Annotated in this window: 19 protein-coding genes and 1 pseudogene; 11 read left to right on the forward strand and 9 right to left on the reverse strand. The window is 58.4% G+C overall.

Going from position 1 to position 19,820, the window contains the following annotated elements; all coding sequences use genetic code 11:
- Positions 1 to 260: 260 nt before the first annotated feature.
- Positions 261 to 1,520 (reverse strand): MFS transporter, encoded by a 1,260-nt coding sequence (locus ACFWEM_RS32700; protein ID WP_378539801.1) that lies wholly within the window; start codon positions 1,518 to 1,520, stop codon positions 261 to 263.
- A gap of 518 nt (positions 1,521 to 2,038) precedes the next feature.
- Between ACFWEM_RS32700 and ACFWEM_RS32705 the strand changes: the two genes are divergently transcribed.
- The 3 genes from ACFWEM_RS32705 to ACFWEM_RS32715 all read left to right on the forward strand — a co-directional run bounded on the left by ACFWEM_RS32705 (position 2,039) and on the right by ACFWEM_RS32715 (position 5,925).
- Positions 2,039 to 2,560 (forward strand): flavin reductase family protein, encoded by a 522-nt coding sequence (locus ACFWEM_RS32705; protein ID WP_378539802.1) that lies wholly within the window; start codon positions 2,039 to 2,041, stop codon positions 2,558 to 2,560.
- Between the two features lie 39 nt (positions 2,561 to 2,599).
- Entirely contained in the window at positions 2,600 to 3,817 is a 1,218-nt protein-coding gene (locus ACFWEM_RS32710) for a hypothetical protein (protein ID WP_378539803.1), read from the forward strand.
- A gap of 662 nt (positions 3,818 to 4,479) precedes the next feature.
- Positions 4,480 to 5,925, forward strand: coding sequence for an NAD-dependent succinate-semialdehyde dehydrogenase (locus ACFWEM_RS32715; RefSeq protein WP_378539804.1), 1,446 nt, complete (start codon positions 4,480 to 4,482; stop codon positions 5,923 to 5,925).
- Positions 5,926 to 6,757: 832 nt separating this feature from the next.
- On the opposite strand, the pseudogene ACFWEM_RS32720 reads toward ACFWEM_RS32715, so the two are convergent.
- A pseudogene (locus tag ACFWEM_RS32720) lies at positions 6,758 to 7,829 on the reverse strand (IS3 family transposase).
- Between the two features lie 715 nt (positions 7,830 to 8,544).
- On the opposite strand from ACFWEM_RS32720, the gene ACFWEM_RS32725 reads away from it, so the two are divergent.
- Both ACFWEM_RS32725 and ACFWEM_RS32730 read left to right on the forward strand, forming a co-directional pair.
- A complete protein-coding gene (locus ACFWEM_RS32725; RefSeq protein ID WP_378539833.1) occupies positions 8,545 to 8,949 on the forward strand; it encodes a histone-like nucleoid-structuring protein Lsr2 in 405 nt (134 codons plus the stop codon).
- 192 nt (positions 8,950 to 9,141) lie between these two features.
- Positions 9,142 to 9,321, forward strand: a complete 180-nt coding sequence (locus ACFWEM_RS32730; RefSeq protein ID WP_378539805.1) for a transposase — start codon at positions 9,142 to 9,144, stop codon at positions 9,319 to 9,321.
- Between the two features lie 116 nt (positions 9,322 to 9,437).
- Here ACFWEM_RS32730 and ACFWEM_RS32735 read toward each other — a convergent pair whose 3' ends face one another.
- From ACFWEM_RS32735 to ACFWEM_RS32750, 4 genes are all read right to left on the reverse strand, one after another.
- A complete protein-coding gene (locus tag ACFWEM_RS32735; RefSeq protein WP_378539806.1) occupies positions 9,438 to 9,779 on the reverse strand; it encodes a hypothetical protein in 342 nt (113 codons plus the stop codon).
- Positions 9,780 to 10,099: 320 nt separating this feature from the next.
- Positions 10,100 to 10,240 (reverse strand): hypothetical protein, encoded by a 141-nt coding sequence (locus tag ACFWEM_RS32740; protein WP_378539807.1) that lies wholly within the window; start codon positions 10,238 to 10,240, stop codon positions 10,100 to 10,102.
- A gap of 272 nt (positions 10,241 to 10,512) precedes the next feature.
- A complete protein-coding gene (locus ACFWEM_RS32745) occupies positions 10,513 to 10,635 on the reverse strand; it encodes a hypothetical protein (protein ID WP_378539808.1) in 123 nt (40 codons plus the stop codon).
- A 12-nt stretch (positions 10,636 to 10,647) separates the two neighbouring features.
- The gene (locus tag ACFWEM_RS32750; RefSeq protein ID WP_378539809.1) at positions 10,648 to 11,166 is read right to left on the reverse strand and encodes a hypothetical protein; all 519 of its coding nucleotides are present in this window, start codon (positions 11,164 to 11,166) and stop codon (positions 10,648 to 10,650) included.
- A gap of 1,016 nt (positions 11,167 to 12,182) precedes the next feature.
- Between ACFWEM_RS32750 and ACFWEM_RS32755 the strand changes: the two genes are divergently transcribed.
- Positions 12,183 to 12,407 (forward strand): hypothetical protein, encoded by a 225-nt coding sequence (locus tag ACFWEM_RS32755; protein ID WP_378539810.1) that lies wholly within the window; start codon positions 12,183 to 12,185, stop codon positions 12,405 to 12,407.
- 49 nt (positions 12,408 to 12,456) lie between these two features.
- Positions 12,457 to 12,630, forward strand: coding sequence for a hypothetical protein (locus ACFWEM_RS32760; RefSeq protein ID WP_378539811.1), 174 nt, complete (start codon positions 12,457 to 12,459; stop codon positions 12,628 to 12,630).
- A gap of 243 nt (positions 12,631 to 12,873) precedes the next feature.
- On the opposite strand, the gene ACFWEM_RS32765 is transcribed toward ACFWEM_RS32760, so the two are convergent.
- Positions 12,874 to 13,659: a pentapeptide repeat-containing protein gene (locus ACFWEM_RS32765; protein ID WP_378539812.1), complete on the reverse strand. Its 786-nt coding sequence runs from the start codon at positions 13,657 to 13,659 to the stop codon at positions 12,874 to 12,876.
- Between the two features lie 652 nt (positions 13,660 to 14,311).
- Here ACFWEM_RS32765 and ACFWEM_RS32770 point away from each other — a divergent pair.
- Both ACFWEM_RS32770 and ACFWEM_RS32775 read left to right on the forward strand, forming a co-directional pair.
- Complete coding sequence (locus ACFWEM_RS32770; RefSeq protein WP_378539813.1) at positions 14,312 to 14,707, forward strand: hypothetical protein; 396 nt, start codon at positions 14,312 to 14,314, stop codon at positions 14,705 to 14,707.
- The gene (locus ACFWEM_RS32775) at positions 14,668 to 15,291 is read left to right on the forward strand and encodes a Shedu immune nuclease family protein (RefSeq protein WP_378539814.1); all 624 of its coding nucleotides are present in this window, start codon (positions 14,668 to 14,670) and stop codon (positions 15,289 to 15,291) included. Before ACFWEM_RS32770 ends, ACFWEM_RS32775 begins: the two co-directional genes overlap by 40 nt.
- Positions 15,292 to 15,566: 275 nt before the next feature.
- Here ACFWEM_RS32775 and ACFWEM_RS32780 read toward each other — a convergent pair whose 3' ends face one another.
- Together ACFWEM_RS32780 and ACFWEM_RS32785 are read right to left on the reverse strand one after the other, a co-directional pair.
- Positions 15,567 to 16,199, reverse strand: a complete 633-nt coding sequence (locus ACFWEM_RS32780; RefSeq protein WP_378539815.1) for an Eco29kI family restriction endonuclease — start codon at positions 16,197 to 16,199, stop codon at positions 15,567 to 15,569.
- Positions 16,196 to 17,104, reverse strand: a complete 909-nt coding sequence (locus ACFWEM_RS32785; RefSeq protein WP_378539816.1) for a DNA cytosine methyltransferase — start codon at positions 17,102 to 17,104, stop codon at positions 16,196 to 16,198. Before ACFWEM_RS32785 ends, ACFWEM_RS32780 begins: the two co-directional genes overlap by 4 nt.
- A 525-nt stretch (positions 17,105 to 17,629) precedes the next feature.
- Between ACFWEM_RS32785 and ACFWEM_RS32790 the strand changes: the two genes are divergently transcribed.
- Together ACFWEM_RS32790 and ACFWEM_RS32795 are read left to right on the forward strand one after the other, a co-directional pair.
- Complete coding sequence (locus ACFWEM_RS32790; protein ID WP_378539817.1) at positions 17,630 to 19,417, forward strand: TIGR03767 family metallophosphoesterase; 1,788 nt, start codon at positions 17,630 to 17,632, stop codon at positions 19,415 to 19,417.
- Positions 19,414 to 19,755, forward strand: a complete 342-nt coding sequence (locus tag ACFWEM_RS32795) for a hypothetical protein (RefSeq protein ID WP_378539818.1) — start codon at positions 19,414 to 19,416, stop codon at positions 19,753 to 19,755. The genes ACFWEM_RS32790 and ACFWEM_RS32795 overlap by 4 nt, the downstream gene beginning before the upstream one ends.
- Positions 19,756 to 19,820 lie beyond the last annotated feature (65 nt).

The following is a 19,820-nucleotide window of genomic DNA, read 5'->3' on the forward strand; positions in this document are numbered from 1 at the left end:
GATATCGATCAACGCGAGCAGGTGAAACCAAGAGCCTTTCGTCAGATGCGTAGGCGGGCGGCGAAAGGCGCGATCCTGTCCGGATGCGATCCGATACACTGACAAAGGTCGAGCACCAGCAGTTCCCGTCATCGAGTTCACGGGCGTAGTTCTGATACATCGCCAGTTCGGAATACCTGTCGGAGAAGGCGAGCTCGTTCGGCGGCTGTGGGCACCCAATGCACTACCAGTACGCGCATTTACGCGTCAGGTACCCAGGCTTAGACGGCAGCCGATCGCGAAACCTCGTTGCTTGTTGCTCTGTCGACAGCGCGAGCAGTCGGCGGCGCAAGCATGGTGAAGAGCGCACCGCCAAGCGCGACTGAGGCGAAAACCCCGAAACTCCAACCGAATCCAACGTCTCGCCCAACAAGGGTTCCACCGAGGATTGGTCCAGCAATCGCGCCGAGTCGCCCGACCCCGCTGGAAAAGCCAACGGAAGTCGCCCGGACTTCGGATGCGAAATATGTACCCGCATAGCCGAACAGAACAATCTGGGTGCCTAGTGTTGTCGCCCCGGCGACGGCTATCAAGATGTAGAGGACTCCAGTCGATGGACTAAGGCTTATGAGCATCAACACAAAGGCAGCAGTCGAGAAGCCAATACACACAACGAGTTTGTTACCGAACCTGTCAGCGAAGGCAGACCCGACTGCGCCTCCGGCAATGGCGCCCAGGCTGAGAGTGAGGAGGAATGACAGCGCCGACCCCAGGCCGAACCCCGCAGTCCTCATCAGTTCCGGCAGCCATGTGTTCAAGGCATAGACCAGCAGGAAGCTGCAGAAGTTCGCAAGGGCAAAGACAATCAGTACCGGGATGAACCGAGGGGCAAACGCATTCGCAAGGTTCTGACGTATCGAAGGCCGCGATACGTCACTCTTTTGAGTCCGGAGGAATTCCGCGGATTCCGGGAGCCTCCAAATCGCCAGCGGAACGATCGTCACCAACGGAAGAGCCCCCAGGAGGAAGAGTGCCCGGAAGCCAAAGTCTTCGAGAAAAGCGATAGCAGCGAACGCCGCGAGAATTCCACCGGCGGGGAACCCACACTGAACGAGGGCGTTACTCAGGTTCTTCCTTCTTGGCGGAGCCCATTCCATTGTCAGCGCGATAGCGGTGGGCAAGACGCCACCGAAACCGAGCCCGGCAATGAATCTGAAGAATCCCAGCACTTCGGGCGACGGTGCGGCACTAACACCGATCATCGCAATGGAAAACCAGGTGATACACCCAATCAGGCCCCACCGGCGACCGATCCGATCCGTGATGGGGCCGCTCAGGAGGGCGCCCAAGAGCATGCCAACAATTGCCAGGCTGGCAATTTGTCCAATGTCCTGCGCGGACAGGTTCCAGTCTTTGTGGGCACGCAAAGCCGGGATAGCCGAGCCGAAGACGATTACGTCGTAACCGTCAACAATCATCGCGGACATCGCGATCCCGAGGACCCATCTCGCCTTGTTGTCTGTATTTGTCACTGACGTCATTTCAAAATTCCTTGTCTATGAAAGCAGCTACGCTCGCCTGGGACTCGATAATCTCGAGCAAACCTGCGGTGTGCTGCATACCTACGCCACCTTGTCCGCCACGTTCTGCGAACGTGTGTTCGCGTCCTGGAGATGGTGGCTCAGTCGGGGAACCAAAGGATGGTGTTTGTCACGTGACGGCTCCGGGAACCACTTCCGAAAGCGCACCTCCTCGAATGAGTCGCGGTTGGTTGCCGGTTCTGTTAGGCCAGAACACTATTGCCAGGGACTCCCGAACGGTGTCACCCAAACTGGTAGTTAATGTCAGTTGCTCTACCGCCGGAACCGAACCAACGCTTCAATGGACTCAACACCAACAATCGCAGCAAGTCCGAACTCGCACCAATGTATTCACATGGCCCTAGTCCACCCAACATGACCGCAGCCTGATACGTCGTACGGAATGCGAACTCCCCGTGAGCGCATCCCAAATATGTCACCGCACGGTTGTTCTGGACCGATCAAAAGGAGAAATACTCATGAAAAAAGCGGGCACCGAACCTCTCCACTCCGCCCTACCGATCGAGCCCCGTCAGTTCCGAAATACTATGGGCAAGTTCACCACTGGGGTGACTGTGATCACTGCTCAAACCGGGGACGGAGACACCCACGGAATGACGGCCAACGGTTTCATCTCCATGTCGCTCACCCCCCCTCTGGTCGGGATCTCCCTGGGCAATGCCTCACGGATGGCGGCTGTCCTCCATTCGAGCGGCCGGTTTGGAGTCAGCTTCCTCTCGGCCCCGCAGATCGACTACTCGATGCATTTTGCAGGATCACCGAATTCCACGCTGAAGCCGGAGTTCGAGGAGCGAAACTCATACAAATTCATCTCCGGTGCAACCGCATTCGTGGGCGCCGGCATTGAAGCGAGCCATCAGATCGGCGACCACACCCTCTTCGTCGGCCGGGTAGATTACCTAGAAACACATGAGCACTCACCGCTCGTTTTGCACGGCGGTAAGTATGAGACCCTCAGGGTCGAGTCTCTAGCATCCTAATTCCGACGATGACACCAAACCTGCCACGGGAGCAAAACTATGAGCATCGCTCTCATCAACATCGGCGACTCGTGCGTCGGATCTTCGGAAGGCCAGCTGTCCGGCGACGCGATCATCTGTGCTGACGGACTGATCACGTGGATCGGCGATAGCGCAGAAGTCGATCACTCGACACATCAGGCGGTCGTCGACGTTGCGGGTGCCACCGTGATTCCCGGCCTCATTGACTCGCATGTACACACGACCTTCGGCGACTACACGCCTCGACAGAAGACTGTCGATTTCCTCGAGAGTTACGTGCACGGCGGCACGACGAGTGTTATCTCTGCCAGCGAAGTGCATGTTCCCGGACGACCGACAGATGTCATAGGGGTAAAGGCACTGGCAATCGCTGCACAGCGCTCCTTCATGACGTACCGCCCATCCGGCATGACGGTGCATGCCGGTTCAATCATCCTCGAACCCGGCCTCACGGCGGATGACTTCGCCGAGGTTCGTGCTGCCGGCGTGTGGTTGGCCAAGGCCGGCTTCGGCGCGTTCGCTTCGGCACGGGAGTACGTTCCGGTAGTCCACGCAGCCCGCAACGAGGGCATCGTGGTCATGTGCCACAGTGGCGGCGGATCCATTCCTGGTAGTAAGTCCAAGATCGACGCGGAACTGCTGCTGGCGATGAATCCCAACATCGCGGGCCACATCAACGGTGGGCCTACGGCTCTCACCCGGAGTGAGAACCGAAGTATCGTTGACGATGGTGGCGAGATCGCCCTGCAGATCGTTCAAGCCGGAAATCTCAAGTCTGCGATCGACATCATGGAGTTGGCCCTCGAGAAGGGCGATCTCCACAGGATCTTGCTAGCGACAGATACTCCGACAGGGACTGGTGTTCTGCCGCTGGGAATGCTCCGGATGATGGCTGAATCGGCCTCGCTCGGACCGTTGACCGGCCGACAGGCCATTGTCGCCTCTACAGGTAATGTGAAGGCTGTCTATGAATTGGCCGAAGGTGCACTCGTAGTCGGTAGTCCGGCGAACGTCGTTGTCATCGACGCTCCACTGGGTTCCGATGCGCCTGATGCGATCTCAGCGTTGGAAATCGGTGACTTGCCCGCTGTTGCCGTGGTCATAACCGAGGGCAACCTCCAACTTTCGAAGAGCAGGAACACTCCGCCTCCGATTCGTCCGGTCGTCGTCACCGCCCACTATCCCCCGGCCGGACGCTTCGGCGCTGCCGACAGCGCGGCCCCCACCTGCTGCTGACACACAATCACTGAGCCCGGTGCGTCAAGATTATTTGGCTCTGCGGTGTCAGGCTCGGTGAGTAGCCGAAAAGGGCTCGGCATCTCTCGCCTACTAGTCGGGAGCAGTCTCGACCGGGGTCAGCCCGCCCACCTTCTAGGCCCGTCCCACGAACGATCTCGTGCAACCTCCTTTCGATCGAGGTCGCTGCTCCGGCGTGTACGTGACTCTCGCCGAATGTGGCGACGGCAGCGCTGAGAATCAGGCACTCGAAGGTAGCCAACCCGCTGCCGATAACCACGAAACCACTGGTGCAAGAGCGTAATCGGTTCCGGCATTCGATGAGAGCGGCTCGCCTTTGCTGGAACAACGCCGGACGCGGAGCCTATGATCTACGGATCCAGCACAAGCATTCCTACTCACGGTTCGCACACACCACTGAATTGATTGCTACAGTTGACAACTGATCGACATTCCACTACACTTCACGCACGGACTCGTCAGGGATTCTCAGCCCCGGACCAACGATTTGTCATGTGAATGTACCGATCATCGCTGCAGAGCTATTCTGCACTTTTCGGGGTGAGCCTGAGGTCACTCGACACGCTGAAAAGAATCTCCTTACCTCTCACTCCGAGAGCAATCCACTCTAGCCATCCGTACTGCAGCACAGGGGAACTGACATGTCCAACGTCTCGGATCTTCTCGACTCGGTACCCCAGGGTCTCTGGCTCGGCGGCAAGCTCGTCCCGGCCGAGAAGACCTTTGCGGTCTACAACCCGGCAACGGGTGAGGAACTCGCCCAGGTAGCCGACGCCACCGCTGCCGACGGTATCCGCGCGCTCGACCTCGCCGCTGCGGCGCAGGAAGACTGGGCGGCCACTCCGGCACGTGTACGCGGCGAGATCCTGCGCACCGCCTTCGAATTGCTGCACGCCCGCGCCGAGGACTTCGCGCTGATGATGACCCTGGAAATGGGTAAGTCGTTGGCAGAGAGCCGCGGTGAGGTCAACTACGGCGGCGAATTCCTGCGCTGGTTCAGCGAGGAAGCAGTACGCATCGGCGGACGTTTCACGCAGGCTCCGGCCGGCAACGGTCGCATCCTGGTCACCAAGGAAGCCGTCGGACCGGTCCTCGCGATCACCCCGTGGAACTTCCCGCTCGCCATGGGCACACGCAAGATCGGACCGGCGCTGGCTGCCGGTTGCACCATCATCGTCAAGCCCGCCGAGGACACGCCGCTGACCATGCAGCTCCTCGGTCAGGTGTTCGCCGATGCCGGTCTGCCCGACGGTGTGCTCTCGATCCTCCCGACGTCCGACGCGGCCTCCATCAGTGGACCGCTGATGGAAGATGCGCGTCTGCGCAAGGTCACCTTCACCGGCTCCACTGGCGTCGGAAAGTTGTTGGTGCGCAATGCTGCTGACAAGCTGCTCCGCACGTCGATGGAACTCGGTGGCAATGCGCCGTTCATCGTCTTCGACGACGCCGACATCGACGCAGCTGTCGACGGCGCAATGCTCGCGAAGATGCGCAACGGCGGCGAGGCCTGCACCGCGGCCAACCGCATCTACGTCGCCAACTCGGTGCGCGAGGAGTTCACCGACAAGTTCACCGCCAAGGTTGCGGCCTTGAAGGTGGGCGCCGGTGACGCCGAGGGCACCAACATCGGACCGCTGATCAACACCAAGCAACTCGCAACCGTCACCGGACTGGTCAACGACGCCGTGTCCAAGGGTGCTCGCGTTCGCACCGGTGGATCGGCACCCGCAGGCCCCGGATTCTTCTTCACCCCGACGGTCCTCGACCAGGTGCCCGCCGATGCGCGCCTGCTGAAGGAAGAGATCTTCGGACCCGTTGCGGCCGTGGTCGGTTTCGACACCGAAGACGAGGCGATCGCGGCTGCGAACAACACCGAGTACGGTCTCGTGGCGTACTTCTACACCCGCGACATCGACCGTGCGATGCGTGTCTCGGCCAAGCTGGACACCGGCATGGTGGGCGTCAACCGCGGCGCGATCTCCGATGCTGCCGCGCCGTTCGGTGGCGTCAAGGAATCGGGCTTCGGTCGTGAAGGCGGAACCGAGGGTATCGACGAGTACCTCGATACGAAGTACGTAGCGCTTTAAACACTTTCACGAGGAACCTGCCACGCTGTTGGATGCGGCAAATTTTCGGGGTATAACGACATCCGTGAATTGGCGTTCATTCTGCCGGATTCAGATTGCAACCTAATCCCACACATTCGTTCCCGAACATGGCGGCTGCATCGAATCGACGCTTCGCACGGACTGTGACCGCCCTGCCAGCGCCCTGCACCGGCAGGACTGCCTGCGCCAGCAATTCCGATAGGTGCTTGTGGTCGTGGCTTTGGACTCCACTTCCATGCGAAGTAAGCAATAAGGATGGGCTGCAACAGTTTTCTCCACCTATTCCGCGAGGCTATTCCGAGATGCCAGCGGTCGGCGTCCACAATCGCTCCCGAGGCTCCCTTGCGACCCTCTTCGGCATATGTGCCGGCGTGGCAGAGCGGGATTACCTGATCACCTCCACAGGCGAATCCGAAAGTGCCCATGCCAACCGCATCCAGGCAAATCGGCTGATGCGCACACTTGCGTGAGCGCTTCGCTGACCGATGGTTGGTATGGTCAAGAAAATTGGGCCAGAAACAGTCTGGCCTACCCTTGACACCACTTTCGGGAATCACCCCATCGACAAACTGAAACCTCGAATGAGCCCAACACGTCGAACGCTGGACGTTATATAGGTCGGCCCGTTTTGGGGCCGGGGCCTCGCTTGCAAGCTGTCGTGGATTGCCGAGTAAGCGAAGCCTGGATCGGTCGTGCCTACGCATGCACGGGGCCCGGTCATACATGAGCGTACGAGTGTTGGATAGGACGTGCACGCACTCTCGATGGCAGTGGAAGGACCCCGTTTTGTGAGCCACTCGGTATCAGAGAATCAATGCGTGTGAATACAGCTGGCAGCTGTACTCATTTGGGGTGCGGTACTTCAGCGATGAATGTCGGTGTCGATTGTTGTAGTCCTCCTTCCAGTCCTCGGTGACGACCCGGTCTTCGAGGACGCTGTGGAATTCGTTCATGTTCAAGCACTCATCACGGACACGATTGTTGAACGACTCGATGTACCCTTTCCATGGCCGACCAGGGGAAACGTAACCGATACCGACCTGATCCTCGCAGAATTTCCTCAGCGATTCGGAGATGAACTCCGGGCCGTTGTCGCACCGAAGTATCTGTGGCGGGCCACCCCAGAGCGCGTACGCCTTCTCCAAGCTGCGACGAGATCCTCTGCCGGGATAGATCTCTCGTCCATGTTGAGCACCGACTGACGGGTGTGTTCGTCGACCATCGACGCGATCTTGAACTTCCTCCCGTCCGTCGTCGAATCGAACTGGAAGTCGATCGCCCACAACACCTTCGGTGCGTCCGCTTCGGTGATCGGAGTGGTCGAAGAACCGGCACATTTCCGGATCCTGCGGACCTTTACCCGCAATCCTTTCCTCGCGCCAGAGGCGCTGAGCCTTCTTCTGTTGATCATCTAGCCGGCGGCTCGTAGACTCGCCCACGCTCGCCGGAACCCTTTTCGCTGGTTGGCTTTGGCCCAGTCCCGCAACCATTTCCGTAGATCGGCGTCCGGGTCGTCCGGGGTATTTTTCGCAAACTCTTTCCGTTGGGTCGATCGCGGTTGCCCGACGATTTTGCGGGCGAAACGCTGTGAGAGCCCCATCATTTCCTGGAGCATCGTCACGGCGTTTCGTTTAGCGGTCGGGCTCAGAATTTTCCCCGAGCGATCTCCTTGAGCAGTGCGTTCTCATTCTTGAGTTCCTTGAACTCTTTGGGTCGTCGGTTTTCATGCCGCCGCAGAAGCTTGCGCCAGTTGTAGAGCGCTCACCGAGACGTCGAGCTGTCGGGCGATTTCCTCGATGTCGGCGCCTAAGGCAGGCGAGTTCGTCGCCTTGGCGCAGTTTGCGGATGATCTGTTCGGGCGAATGCCGTTTACGTCCAGCCATGGGAAGCAGCCTTTCATGACTCTGATCAGGGTGAAAGGATTCTCATAACCTGCGGGTCACCTGTTGGGGATCATGCCACGCCTCTGGAGCGCATCACGTGGCTCGGTCGCACATACCTGATCAGTAATTCTCCGCCACGCAGTCGTGAAGAGCTAGACTGGCGCTACTCGCAGGGTCATGGCACGAGCTGCACCTTCGACCGGGTGAGCTCCTTTCCGGTTCCTCTAGGTTTTTCCGTATGTCAATGGCAGAACGACCAGATTCGAGGCCAGGCAACGTCAAGTGCCTATCTCGAGTGGGGCGACAGCTACATCAGCTATCAGCTCTCTGGTGCGCCGTAATCCCAAAAGGGCATTTCGTAAGATAGACGGCGCAGGTCATCGATCTTCACGTTTCGCACCGATCTTGGACAGGTACTGCAAGCATGTAAGAGTGAAGGCAGTAGGAGGGGCTTGAGTATTTTAGTCAGCAAGGATTTCAACCACCCTGGATGTCTGACCTGCCTTTCCCGGCTTATACTTTCCTGGTCTTGTCGACTCGCTCAGTGAAATGCTGTACAGACAGCCCCGCATGTATGGAGAGTTACTGTCTGTGAGACGACGATCGAGAACGCTTCCTGCGCGTGGCCGTCAAAACCTAAGACTCGGTCGTCGTCCACGCTAAAGTTGACGGGTAGACTGAGGGTCAAGCACACAACGCGGAGGATTGTGCCTTGGTGGAGAGACTGATTCGACAGTGTGTCGATGATATCGACGGGATGCCAGTCGCCGATGAGCTTAACGAGAGAATTGAATTCTCCTTCCGTGGAACGGATTACGTGATCGATCTGAGGCCCGCGAATGCGGAAAAGCTGAAAGCCGTTCTCCTGCAATACATCGATTTTGCGCAACGGATCGGCGCCAGGGAGGTCGATGCAGAATCCGTAGGTGTCGAAGAACCCCTCGATTCCGGACATACTGAGGAACAACTGCAGGTCATCCTTTGCTGGGCGAAGATGCATAACTATGCAGCGTCCCCGTCCGGAAGGGTCACGAAGCAGATCATTCAGGCCTTCAATGCCGCGCACCGGCGATTTTCATTCCACGATAGAAACGGTGTTAGCCTCGGGCCTACACGGTAATTCGCGGTAAACCCGTGTCACCAACCATGATTGGTGCCCTTACCTGGGATAATTCGACTTGCGACAGTTGAAAAATTCCAGAAACAAGGAGCATTAATCTGGTGAGTTCCTCGCTAGGCCACCGGGCATCGGCCGCCCAATTCAGGAAATTCCTGACCTCGATCGACAAATCGGTTCCCGACGAAACCCGACATGCACATCGTCTGCGACAGCCTCGCCACTCATAGAACTGTCGCCGTCCGGGACTGGCTTGCGAAACATCCGCGGTTCCATATCCATTTCACTCCGACCGGGTTGTCGTGGATCAATCAGGTCGAGCGTTGGTTCGGGACTGGCACGTGCCACATCGCAGATCCTAGGTGGCGAAGTTGAACCCTTGAGCGGAGTTCAGTAGGCCGCCGCCAACTGACACCGCGTGGGCCAAGAAGATCGACTGACCGATTTGGGGTCTCGGCGGTGATCCGCCGTCGTTCCACGGGTTATTGGCATTAGCGATGTAAGGGGGTTTCCAAGATCAGATAACCGCCACCGGTGATGGTGGAGGCTATGCTCGCAGGTCCGGTGATGCACCAACGACCCGCTACGTCCGAATTAGGGAATTGATTAGGGACACTTCCGCCGGAACCTGTTTGATCGGTCCAAACCTGGACGTCGTTACTGTCGTACAGCGTTCCTCCGACTGCTACGCCGTACACGCCCGTCGCTTTGGGGTGGGACGGACCCTGCGCGATGGTGGCGCCGGTGAAGACATTTCCGCACACCTGATGAGCGAGTGTGGCTGTTGCAAGTGCTACAGCGGCTTTTGCTGCTCCGGTTCCGCCGAGCAGCATCGCTCCGGATGTGGCAGCAACGAGTGCTCTACCGAAGATCTTTCATGTTCATCCTCATGGTTGAAGTGACAGACCCGACATCAGTTCCCCGAGGAGTGCGAAGTCCAGAACCTCTCAGCGAAGTAAAATTGCTCGAAGATGACGGGTCGGCGACATACATGATTCACCACATCCGTTGGGGAGTGATGGATAGTGGTTTCCATAAATAGCCAAGAACCCGATTCGTTACCGACACAGTAAACGAACCGGGTTCTCAGACGAGCTTCAGGACTGGAGCGAGAACGGTCACCGCGCTCGACTAGTCCTGGCGATTCTCGTGATCAGTCTGTTGGGGCATTGCTCAACATGTCCAGGCTCTGGAAGCCTGCACCTTGTGAAGATGCCGTGTACAGACCAGCCATTGCCACTCTCAGAAAGTTTCCGAGGACGTAGACCATTCCTTGATAGTAATCAGAAGACATTGATCCACCTCAGGATAGTTTGGAGAGGAACGTGGTGACCACATTGATGAAGCCGTTCGGCCCTACCATTGCCGATCCGAAAATGACCTTGGTGAAGTCGAAGGCTATTTCTTGCAGAGACATCAGATTTCCTTTCCTGTCATGTCAGGGAGTGCCCAGTGAGAAAGTCACCGGCATTTCAAATGACAGGGTGTAGAGCTGCGGCACCAGCTGGGCGACGGTTGGTCCCAGAGAGCCGAATGCGGCGGCAATTATGTTCATTCTTTACATCCTCATTCTGTGTCGGACGAGTACGGGTTGAGGGACATTGCGTTGATTCCGTCGAGGGAACCGCCGAAAGCTACCGCGAGGCCTTTCACGAGAGGCCCGAATGCTCGTAGGAAATCATATGACATGAAAAATTCCTCCTAGGTGGCGAAGTTGAAATCTTCAGCGGAGTTGAGGGCGCCGCCGCCAACTGAAACTGCGTGGGCCAAGAAGACCCACTGATCGATATGGGTGCTGGCCGGGAATCCGCCCTTCCACGGGTTGTTGGTGCTAGCGGTGTAGGGGGTTTCCAGGACCACGTAACCGCCGCCGGTGATCGTGGGTACCAGGCTTGCATCGCCGGTGATGCACCAACGACCCTGCGAGTCCGTATTGGCGAAACGATTGGGGACTGCTCCGCCGGGACCTGTCTGATCCGTCCAAACCGGAGTGCCACTACTGTTGTACAGCGTTCCCTTGACTACTACGTTGGATACACCTGTCGCGCTGGCGTGGGACGGACCCTGCGCGATGGTGGCACCGGTGAAGACATTTCCGCACACCTGATTAGCCACTGTGGGATGCGAAATTGTTACAGCGGCGTTTGCTGCTCCGGTTCCGCCAAGCAGCATCGCTCCGGCTGCGGCAGTAACGAGTGCACCAGTAAAGATCTTTTTCATGTTCATCCTTATGGTTGAAGTGACAGACCCCGACATCAGCTCACCGAGGGAGTATGGAGTCCGGAAAAATCCCTCAGCGTCCGGCCGAAAAACATCACCACCGACTCGTTCGCAAAGATCCGGAACGACAATAATTCGATTCCCGACAAGGGGCTCGAGACAGCACTTAACACACATAGCGCTTGTTCTGATCCGGCAGGATTCTCCTGGTCGATCTACTCCGGAAAGTGTCCTGCCGAAGGTTTCTGAATCGAAACGAGTTTGTGATCTTCGGTGATTCCAGTGACTGTACTCACATCGCGGCCGGTTTGTGAACAAGTTCTAGAAATTTTTTTGGCGAATTTTCTGATCATGTACCGATCAAATCCTTGCAGGTTGGTTTGCTGAAAATTACCCTGCAACAAGTTATTTCAGTAGAACATCGAGTAACGGGTAGATCTAGGAATGTTAGTTACCGCAAGTTAGATATTGACCAGTGGATATCCATCAACTCGAAGGACTCCCACTCTTGATGTATCGCGACGGCACCGAGATGTCCTCCGAGTGTCTCCTGGCCGAAATTATGGAATTGGTACTTTAGGTGGATAAGTCGTGAAAACTTTAGGGGGATAATTTGTCAAATTAGTACTTTATGAGGATTGAATTCTCAAAAAAGGCGACGTGCATCCGATTTTTGTCGATGACGCGCCACCGATCCCTTGGGTAGTGCTCTCCTTCCTTTGCCGTATAGGTCCAGGGAGCAGCGGCCCTTGCGGAGGGATCAATCACCGCCGAGTCCGAAGGTGTGCGTGAGCGGGCAGCGGTCGAATCCGCTCGGATGCGCCGATTGTTCTTGCAAGCGGATGGGCAACTGCAGCTTTGCCCGCTGGTACGCGAGATTCGAGACCTGACTGCACGGGGGGAGAAGAACGGAGTATCGGTGGCAGTGGAGATACGACCGAATCTGTCCTCGGTAGAGGCTCACGTACACACCACCCTGCTGGAGGTCCCCGCTCTGGTCGCCGCCGCCCTGGCGCGTGCCCGAATCGTGGTCACCGAGACCCCGCAGCTTTCAGGTCAGCGTCGGTGCCGACTGCGACCCCACCCACGTCGAGGACCTCGAAGCAGTCGGGTCGGAGGGAGTGGAGGTGCGGGTCGAGTACGACGAGGGCTTGATCTTGGTGCAGGCCACCGCTGCACCCACCTCAGTGCAGCCGGCCGCATCAGGACACTCGCCGTCACCGTCGGAAGCTGTGCGGTGAACACCGTCAATTACGGGCGTTCACGCCCGTAACGAGAAGGAGCTAGTCGATGACTTCAGCTGATCTGGCAGGTATCGCGGTGGCGTTGATCGACGATCACGACGTGGTGCACGAGGGCTTCGCGTCGTGGTGCGCCGGCGCCACACCCCCGATCGCATCGGCCGACGAGGGTCATCTGATTCACGCTGGGTTTCGAACTCCAGATGGAAGCATCGCTTTTTGAGGATCCGCTGAAAGGCGAACCTGACTACTCCCCCGTGGAGCCATTCGAGGCCGAGGGATCTGATGTCACTTCTGATCGCGGATCTGCAAGACACGACACCGAGGGTGGCAGCGAATGCCTCGCCGAGACCGGAACTTTCGGGTGGCGCGGTGACCCGAAGAGTCCAGTATCTCCCTCGCCGTTCCACACCCGAACCCGCAGAAACGCTCTGAGGTGATCTTCGGATCGATTCAGATTCAGCACTCAGTTAGGGTGTGCGCACACAGGAGGAGGAGGGAAACCGTTAGGCCACACCGTGTCGTCACTCCAACAGACCCAGGCGAGATTAGCACCGGATAGGTTCGCTCCGGACAGGTTCGCGCCCGATAGGTCCGCACCGACTAAATCAGCGTCGACGAAGTCCGCATCGGTCAGATTCGCGTGGTTTAGATTTGCGAATCTGAGTGCGGCACGAGACAGATCCGCAAAGGCGAGTTGAGAGCGTTCCAAGTCCGCCGAGCTTAAGTCTGTGTTGTTCAATTTAGCGTCCACCAGGTTTACACCAACCAATTTGGCGCCCAGGAGGCTGGCGCCGGTCAAGTTCGCGTCATTCAGATTCGCTCCCGAAAGATCCGCGATTTGGAGGTTCGCGTCCTGAAGGTTCGACTGGAAGAAGTCAGCAGAACCGAGTTGAAGTCCTCTCAGACTCTGCCCAGCGAGGTCCAGCCCTGCGAACGGTCGTGGAATGGTGGAATTTGCACTTGAACGTTCTCGTACAAACCGTAGATTTTCGGCACGTTCCGTATTTGTCAAAGCTTCAGCTGCAATTACACGATCCCGAGCTGCGCGGCGATCATCGAGCAATGCGCCGGCCCATAGTACCAACACAGAAACAACCACACCGATTACAACATCCCGAAACCACCAGGGAGGACTTCCCAGCCAAACGCCTGCGCGTTGCCGAAACGGAAGGGGATGCGGGGAGGGGCTAGGGGCCGGCGGCGATCCCCTCTGATGGTCAGGGCTCGGCGTTGGTCTTGGTGTACTCATACCGTCGATTTTCTACGAAAAGCTGGTGAGAGTGGCCCCGACTGAGCGACGAACCGTCGGGGCGACTTCAAATTGGAAGGAGAATTACAACGCTAGGGACCCTTATCCATCGCCGTCGCACCGAACTCCGAATGAATACGCTGCCAGCCGTATTCACACGCATTGATTCCCTGGCAGTGAGTGGCTCAGCAAACGGGGTCCTTCCAGTCGTAAGTGAATTCTTAGGTGTAGGCGCGCGGCGTTGCTGGATGACAAGGTACCCGCCACTCTGGAACTCCATTTGCGACTCGATCGCCGGTCCCCTGTTTACTATTGCCGTGGTTGTACACCGAACTGGCGCAGTTGACGGGACATGAGGGATGAATGCTGATCACGTTTGAGGAGTTGCCTGAGCCTAACGAGGTGACGTGGGCGAATGGGCGGCTCACGACTCGGACCTATGCGAGCAAGAGCTTCGTCTTGGCATTCGGTCAGGATGCCGGTGAGAAGGCCTGCTATGTCCGCAAGGTGTTCGATGAGGCGCCCACAGGCGATGACGATGATTGGGAATGGACGAAGCACGTGGTCTACACAACCCCTGCCGGCCGTAAGCAGCTTGAACTCAACGTCCGGGCGATCGGCCGGCAAAGTCCGCAAGATTCGAATCCAGAAGGTGCCTACCTCCGGAGACTTGACCAAGCTAGAGCAGGTACTCGAGCTCGATCGTGACCAATCCACCAGGTTGATCGACCTTATTAAGGCTCTGGACTCGATTCCAGCCGACGGCGACAGCACTGTATATGTCGATGACCAGGTGCTGCGCGATTTCTTCTCTGACCCTGGTGCGGTGGGCCGAGCGTACGCCGAGGATCCAGAGCGGTTCCGTGCGCTCATCCAGAGTGATGCTGACGCGCGTGACGTCATCGCGTTGCAGCACCGTCGTGAGGTCGTAAAGACGATGCGGGCGTGGTTGGAGGACGACGCTACGTTTGACGAGGAGAAAAAACTGTCAGGAGGGCCTGAGCGTGCGTGGCAGCGACTGTTGGAAGCGAACCCATGGGTGGCATAGGCCTCGGAGGGCAGCTACTGACCTCCTGGGGCCGAGACAAGCTGGAGAAGGTCGTCGTCGGAAGCGATATTCAGACCGTTGTTAAGCTAGTTGGCGCCTTGCTGCGCACGAACGGGACCGTGCGGTCGCTTGCTTTCGCCGAGATCAAGCACCACCGCACGGATCTTCTTGCCGAAGAGTACAGGTCTGGTGCATGGCGTCCTTCAAACGAGCTGGCTGGGGCGGTGGTGCAGGTCCAGCAGACCGTCCGTATGGCCGTCCGGGACCTGGGCGAATACATCGAGGATCGGGCCGGCGACGGCTCGCGGGCAGGCACAGGGACCTTCATCGTGCGTCCCCGTTCCTTCCTGATCGTAGGATCGTTGGAGCAGCTGCTCGGCCAGAGCGGTGGCCCGATCGACGACAAGGTACACAGTTTCGAGTTGTTCCGACGCAACCTCCACGAGCCGGAGGTCATAACTTTCGATGAACTCCTCGCCCGCGCCGAGTGGCACGTCAAGCTCGCCGAGAACCAAGCAGAGGGTGGGGTCGATGTGGTGGAGGAGGGCGACGGCGCCGTGGTGAACGTGGACGTGTCGCTGTAAGGCGGGTGGGGATCGGTCGGTGGCGATAGCCAACAACCAAAAGCCAAGGGCGAATTATATTTTCGAAAATGATTCGCCACAACGCTGTTCATTATTGACGCACTCCCGGTGCTCGTAGAGGAAGTGAATGCTCTCGTCTTCAAAATCCGGCCCCATATGCGATCTTCCATGACACCGCCGTATACCGGAGATGTCGTGCAATGACCGCTGCTTAGAACCGCAGCCTTACCATCATCGGGCTCGCGTTCGCGGTGGCCTCCTATCGACAAGGTTTGTCACTGGAGCCGGGATCGGAGGTATTCGATGATGTCTGCCTGGATATGATCTGTGGTGTCCGGGTCGCGGCGTGGCTTCAGTTTGTCGACCCAGGCGCGACCGAGATGAAGAACGTCCCATCTGCTCACTTCGCCGGCATGTCGCCCTGCACCAGGATCGTGGTTGCCGAATCCGTCGACGATCCGATTCCATACTGGGGCTGTACGGCCGATTAGGACATTTTCGCCTAGTGGAATCCAGATCGGTTCTACGACGAGCCAACGACACCAAAAGTCGGTGATATCGAGGTTTGTCGCCTTTTCGACGCTTCGGGCGTGCTCGTTGAGGCGAGAACTGAGCGCTGTTCCTCGGGTGGGTTTCTCCGGGCCGGCAACGATTATCGAGCCTTTGCGACCACCTTTGGGGATTGCTTTGCCGACGTAGATGGGTTGTTCAAATTTATTATCGGTGTTGCACTCGGCGATCATCCGGTATGCCGGGAATTGACCCGTGTAGTAGATCGCATACAGACCAGCGCCTTGGAACTTCGGTACCGCTCCTAGCGGTGTTGGATCGGTGCCGAGCATCGCTGTGGTGATACTCAGTCCGAGATTGTGCATGTCGAGGGGGTTGAAGGGGTGCTGTGAGGTCATGCGTTCGCGCGCTTCGTTGCTCCGTTACCGCGTTCCTTGGCTGCTGCCCGGAAATCCGCGATCGAGATATGTTCAGCGACACTCCCTGCGACTTTCTGCGCGAGCAACACTGGGACAGCGTTGCCGAGTTGGCGCATCGCTTCTCCCCACGCGCCGTGAAGTTCATACCGGTCCGGGAAGGTTTGCAGGCGAGCAGATTCGCGAATGCTGAAATAGCGCACCGACCCGTCGGGGCGCCGCAACATGTTCTCTCCGCCGGGCACGCCGTGGCCGCCTGCCTTGAGTGCTTTGGCGGGCAAATCGATAGGGCTGCCGGTATGGCCGGGATAAGCCCGCGCCCTTGGCTGCAGGATGTGATTGAGATGCTTACGATGGCCGCCGATCTTCGGTTCGGGGAGATCTCCGATAGCGTCCCGAACTGTTCGCCACGGCTTTTCGGACGGCTTGCCCGTTTCCTTGAGTGACCTAACTCGATTGGCAGCGCGGGTAGGCATCTCGTCGCGCTTGGACTTAGGGACTTTGTGACGGTCCCAGTAATCGCCAGATACCCACTGCGAGTACAACAGCGCGTCGTGCGAGTGCGTGGCCGACGGGAATGACCACTCGGCGTCGAGGTCAGATCGAAATCCGACGACGAAGACTCGCCAACGCTGCTGGGGTACACCGTAATCTGCGGCATTTACCAGCGTCGCGGCAACATTGCAGGTCAGTTCGCCGCTCCGGACGGAGGTGTGATCGCTCTGCAGGCGATGGAGGTGTTCCACCCATGTCTCACCGGCGCGGCTGACCAGGTCGGGGTGTGCGAGACGCAGTTGGATGTACTGGAAGTAGTTCGCGAAGGCGCTGCGGGAGCATCCAGATGAGGTTGTCGGCGCGGGAGTAGTTGCCGTCCGGGGTGATGGCAATGCCGATCTGCGAGTATTTGAGAAAGTAGCGCAGGGACTGGTTTCGGCTTCCGATCAAGGTGCAGAGATGATCGCCGTCGGGTTCGGCGGTGTTTCGGAGTTCGGGAACCTAGAGTCTCAGGAGCCTGGTGATGTGGCGGTCGGGTTTGAACCCGTTCAAATGCAGGTTGCGGAGGAATTCACTGGGCGAATGCGCATTGCTGGCGGAGCCAGAGGATTTCCGACTATTTGTGGATCGGTTGTGGTGGCCTGGTGATGTGGCACCCTCGACCGATCGGTCCGCCCATCTAATCCCTCTTCGACGTGGCGCAGCACAGCGAGTTTGTGTTTTGCTCGGGGTTCGAGCTGTCGTGGCGACATGGAAATCTTCCTCTCCTCGGAAGGCTCACCTGGCAACAACTTCCATCAGTTTTAGATTCAGCTGTGTTCCGAGTCCGTTCAATTCCAAGCCGTCGACACGGAGTCGTTCCAACAGGCCTTTGACACCTCGTTATATTCTTCTGATAGCCAAAGTTGAGGAGTTCAATGCCTGGATTGTCTCGTCGTCAGTTCATGAGTCGGACGGCTGCATTGGCCACGTTGTGGGGCGTCACTCCTGCTTTGCTGGGGAGTCACGTGGCGTTTGCGCAGACTCCGGCCGAAGCTGCCTCGTCGACGCTGACCGGAACGATTCTTCGTGCTGCGGGAGACCCGCATTCGTATCGAACATTGAGGGCAGGTCCGGGTGAGGAGCATCTGCCGCGCTTGGACATTCTGCGCAGAGCGCCGGCCGAGGGCAGGGCGCAATCCCGGAGATCGATTCTCTACCTCGGTCACCTGTCGGACATGCACGTCATCGACGCGCAGTCACCGGCGCGAATCGAACCGATGATCGCGGCGGACCACGCGGCGTGGGGTTCTGCATTCCACCCACAAGACCCGCTGACCGTCCACGTGACCGCTGCGATGGTCAAAGCGTTCGCCGACAACACCATCAGCCCCGTCACCGGTGCTCCACTCGGCGCAGCCACGGTGACCGGCGACAGCACCGACATGCACTCGCACCTCGAACTACGTTGGTACATCGACGTTCTCGACGGTGTTCCGGTCACGCCGAACAGTGGATCGCCGACGACGTTCGAGGGTGTCCAGGCTTGGCCGGACGCGCACTGGGCATATCGACCGGACGATCCGTCGGGAGGATCGTTCGGAGAATACGGCTTTCCGGCGCTGCCCCGACTGCTCAGCGACGCCATCGCCAAGCCCGTCGAATCGGTAGGACTGCCGGTACCGTGGTACGCGGTATACGGCAATCACGACACCCTTCTACTCGGCACGTTCGGATTGTCTTCGCAACTGCATTCCCTTGCAGTCGGATCCGAGAAGTCCTACACGCTGCAGGCGTCTGCGACGTCCGCGCTCGCCGGCTATGCCTCGACGGCAAGTCCACTGCAACGGATGATCGACGCCCTAGGCGTACAAACCGGAACCAGACCCGGCTTCCGGCGAGTCACCGCAGATCCACAGCGCTATCTGTTCGAACAGCACGAGTTCATGGCAGAACACTTCGATACCGCCGATACGCCAGGCCCCATCGGACACGGATTCACCCAACACAACCTGGATTCGGGCGAAACCTGGTGGTCGACCGACATGACACCACATGTTCGAGCGTTCGGACTCGACACCTGCAACGCGGTCGCCGGCGCCGACGGCGCCGTACCCGAGGATCAGTTCGACTGGCTCCGAGAACAATTGGAACTAGCACAGGCGCAGAAGAAGCTCGTTCTGATCCTCACCCACCACAACAGTCTGACCTTGGAGAACCGCGCTCAGCGTCCAGGTGTGAACAAAAAGCTGTACGGGGCTGAGGAATTCGTTGATCTGCTGTTGACGTATCCGGTAGTGATCGGTTGGTTGAACGGGCACACACATCAGAACCAAATCCTGGCGCACCGAGGCGGCGATCGTGGATTCTGGGAGATCACCACAGCGTCGTGCATCGATTTCCCACAACAACAGCAAACCGTCGAGATCGTCGACAACCGCGACGGAACATTATCGCTGTTCACCACAGTTCTCGACCATGCGTCTCCGATCACTCCGGGTCCCTCCGGCGGCTACCTCGACCTTGCCTCCCAGAGCCGCGAACTGGCCGTCAACGATTGGGCTGAGAACCCCTTGATGAGAAGAGGTTCGGCCTTGGACCGCAACACCGAACTCCTCCTACCCGCACCATTCGACATGGAAACCGTCACGGACGCATCGCTCGAACAGCAACACCTCGACGAGCACGCTCGCCTGCTCTCCTACCAGCAGCAGGCACCACGGTGAAGCGGCTCGTCGCGGGACTCGCACTGGTGCTGGCGCTCGGCGGATGCTCCCAGGTCGACGCCCTCGCGCCAGTGGGCGGGGCCGCAATCGCAGACATGCGCTACGCCGCCAACGAAGTGCTCCTCGAGAAGAACATTGACATCCTCGTGGCACCGGTATGTTCCGGCGAAGGCCTCGAACTGCGCTGCACCGGCGAAACCGTCAACAGCGAGACCATCACGGCTACGTCGACATCCGAGGACGAGAGCACGTTCGAGTTGGTTGTCGGCACCGCGACCGTCTACTCGGGAGACGTGCAATCCGTCCTCGATCGCAACGGAACGGTCGGTGCGCCGTGAAGAGCCTGCGCCGTGGTCTTCTTACGTATGTGCCGACCATCCTGGTGGGCTCAGTGATTCAAGCT

Origin of the sequence: Rhodococcus sp. NPDC060176 (assembly GCF_042728675.1) — a bacterium.
Lineage (GTDB): Bacteria > Actinomycetota > Actinomycetes > Mycobacteriales > Mycobacteriaceae > Rhodococcus_F.

Coding starts and splice junctions, on each gene's coding strand:
- ACFWEM_RS32710 (WP_378539803.1), top strand. CDS start 2,600: ATGAGCATCGCTCTCATCAACATCGGCGACTCGTGCGTCGGATCTTCG.
- ACFWEM_RS32765 (WP_378539812.1), bottom strand. CDS start 13,659: ATGAGTACACCAAGACCAACGCCGAGCCCTGACCATCAGAGGGGATCG.
- ACFWEM_RS32730 (WP_378539805.1), top strand. CDS start 9,142: ATGCACATCGTCTGCGACAGCCTCGCCACTCATAGAACTGTCGCCGTC.
- ACFWEM_RS32740 (WP_378539807.1), bottom strand. CDS start 10,240: ATGTCTTCTGATTACTATCAAGGAATGGTCTACGTCCTCGGAAACTTT.
- ACFWEM_RS32790 (WP_378539817.1), top strand. CDS start 17,630: ATGCCTGGATTGTCTCGTCGTCAGTTCATGAGTCGGACGGCTGCATTG.
- ACFWEM_RS32735 (WP_378539806.1), bottom strand. CDS start 9,779: ATGCTGCTCGGCGGAACCGGAGCAGCAAAAGCCGCTGTAGCACTTGCA.
- ACFWEM_RS32780 (WP_378539815.1), bottom strand. CDS start 16,199: ATGACCTCACAGCACCCCTTCAACCCCCTCGACATGCACAATCTCGGA.
- ACFWEM_RS32700 (WP_378539801.1), bottom strand. CDS start 1,520: ATGACGTCAGTGACAAATACAGACAACAAGGCGAGATGGGTCCTCGGG.
- ACFWEM_RS32705 (WP_378539802.1), top strand. CDS start 2,039: ATGAAAAAAGCGGGCACCGAACCTCTCCACTCCGCCCTACCGATCGAG.
- ACFWEM_RS32760 (WP_378539811.1), top strand. CDS start 12,457: ATGACTTCAGCTGATCTGGCAGGTATCGCGGTGGCGTTGATCGACGAT.
- ACFWEM_RS32715 (WP_378539804.1), top strand. CDS start 4,480: ATGTCCAACGTCTCGGATCTTCTCGACTCGGTACCCCAGGGTCTCTGG.
- ACFWEM_RS32745 (WP_378539808.1), bottom strand. CDS start 10,635: ATGTCATATGATTTCCTACGAGCATTCGGGCCTCTCGTGAAAGGCCTC.
- ACFWEM_RS32750 (WP_378539809.1), bottom strand. CDS start 11,166: ATGAAAAAGATCTTTACTGGTGCACTCGTTACTGCCGCAGCCGGAGCG.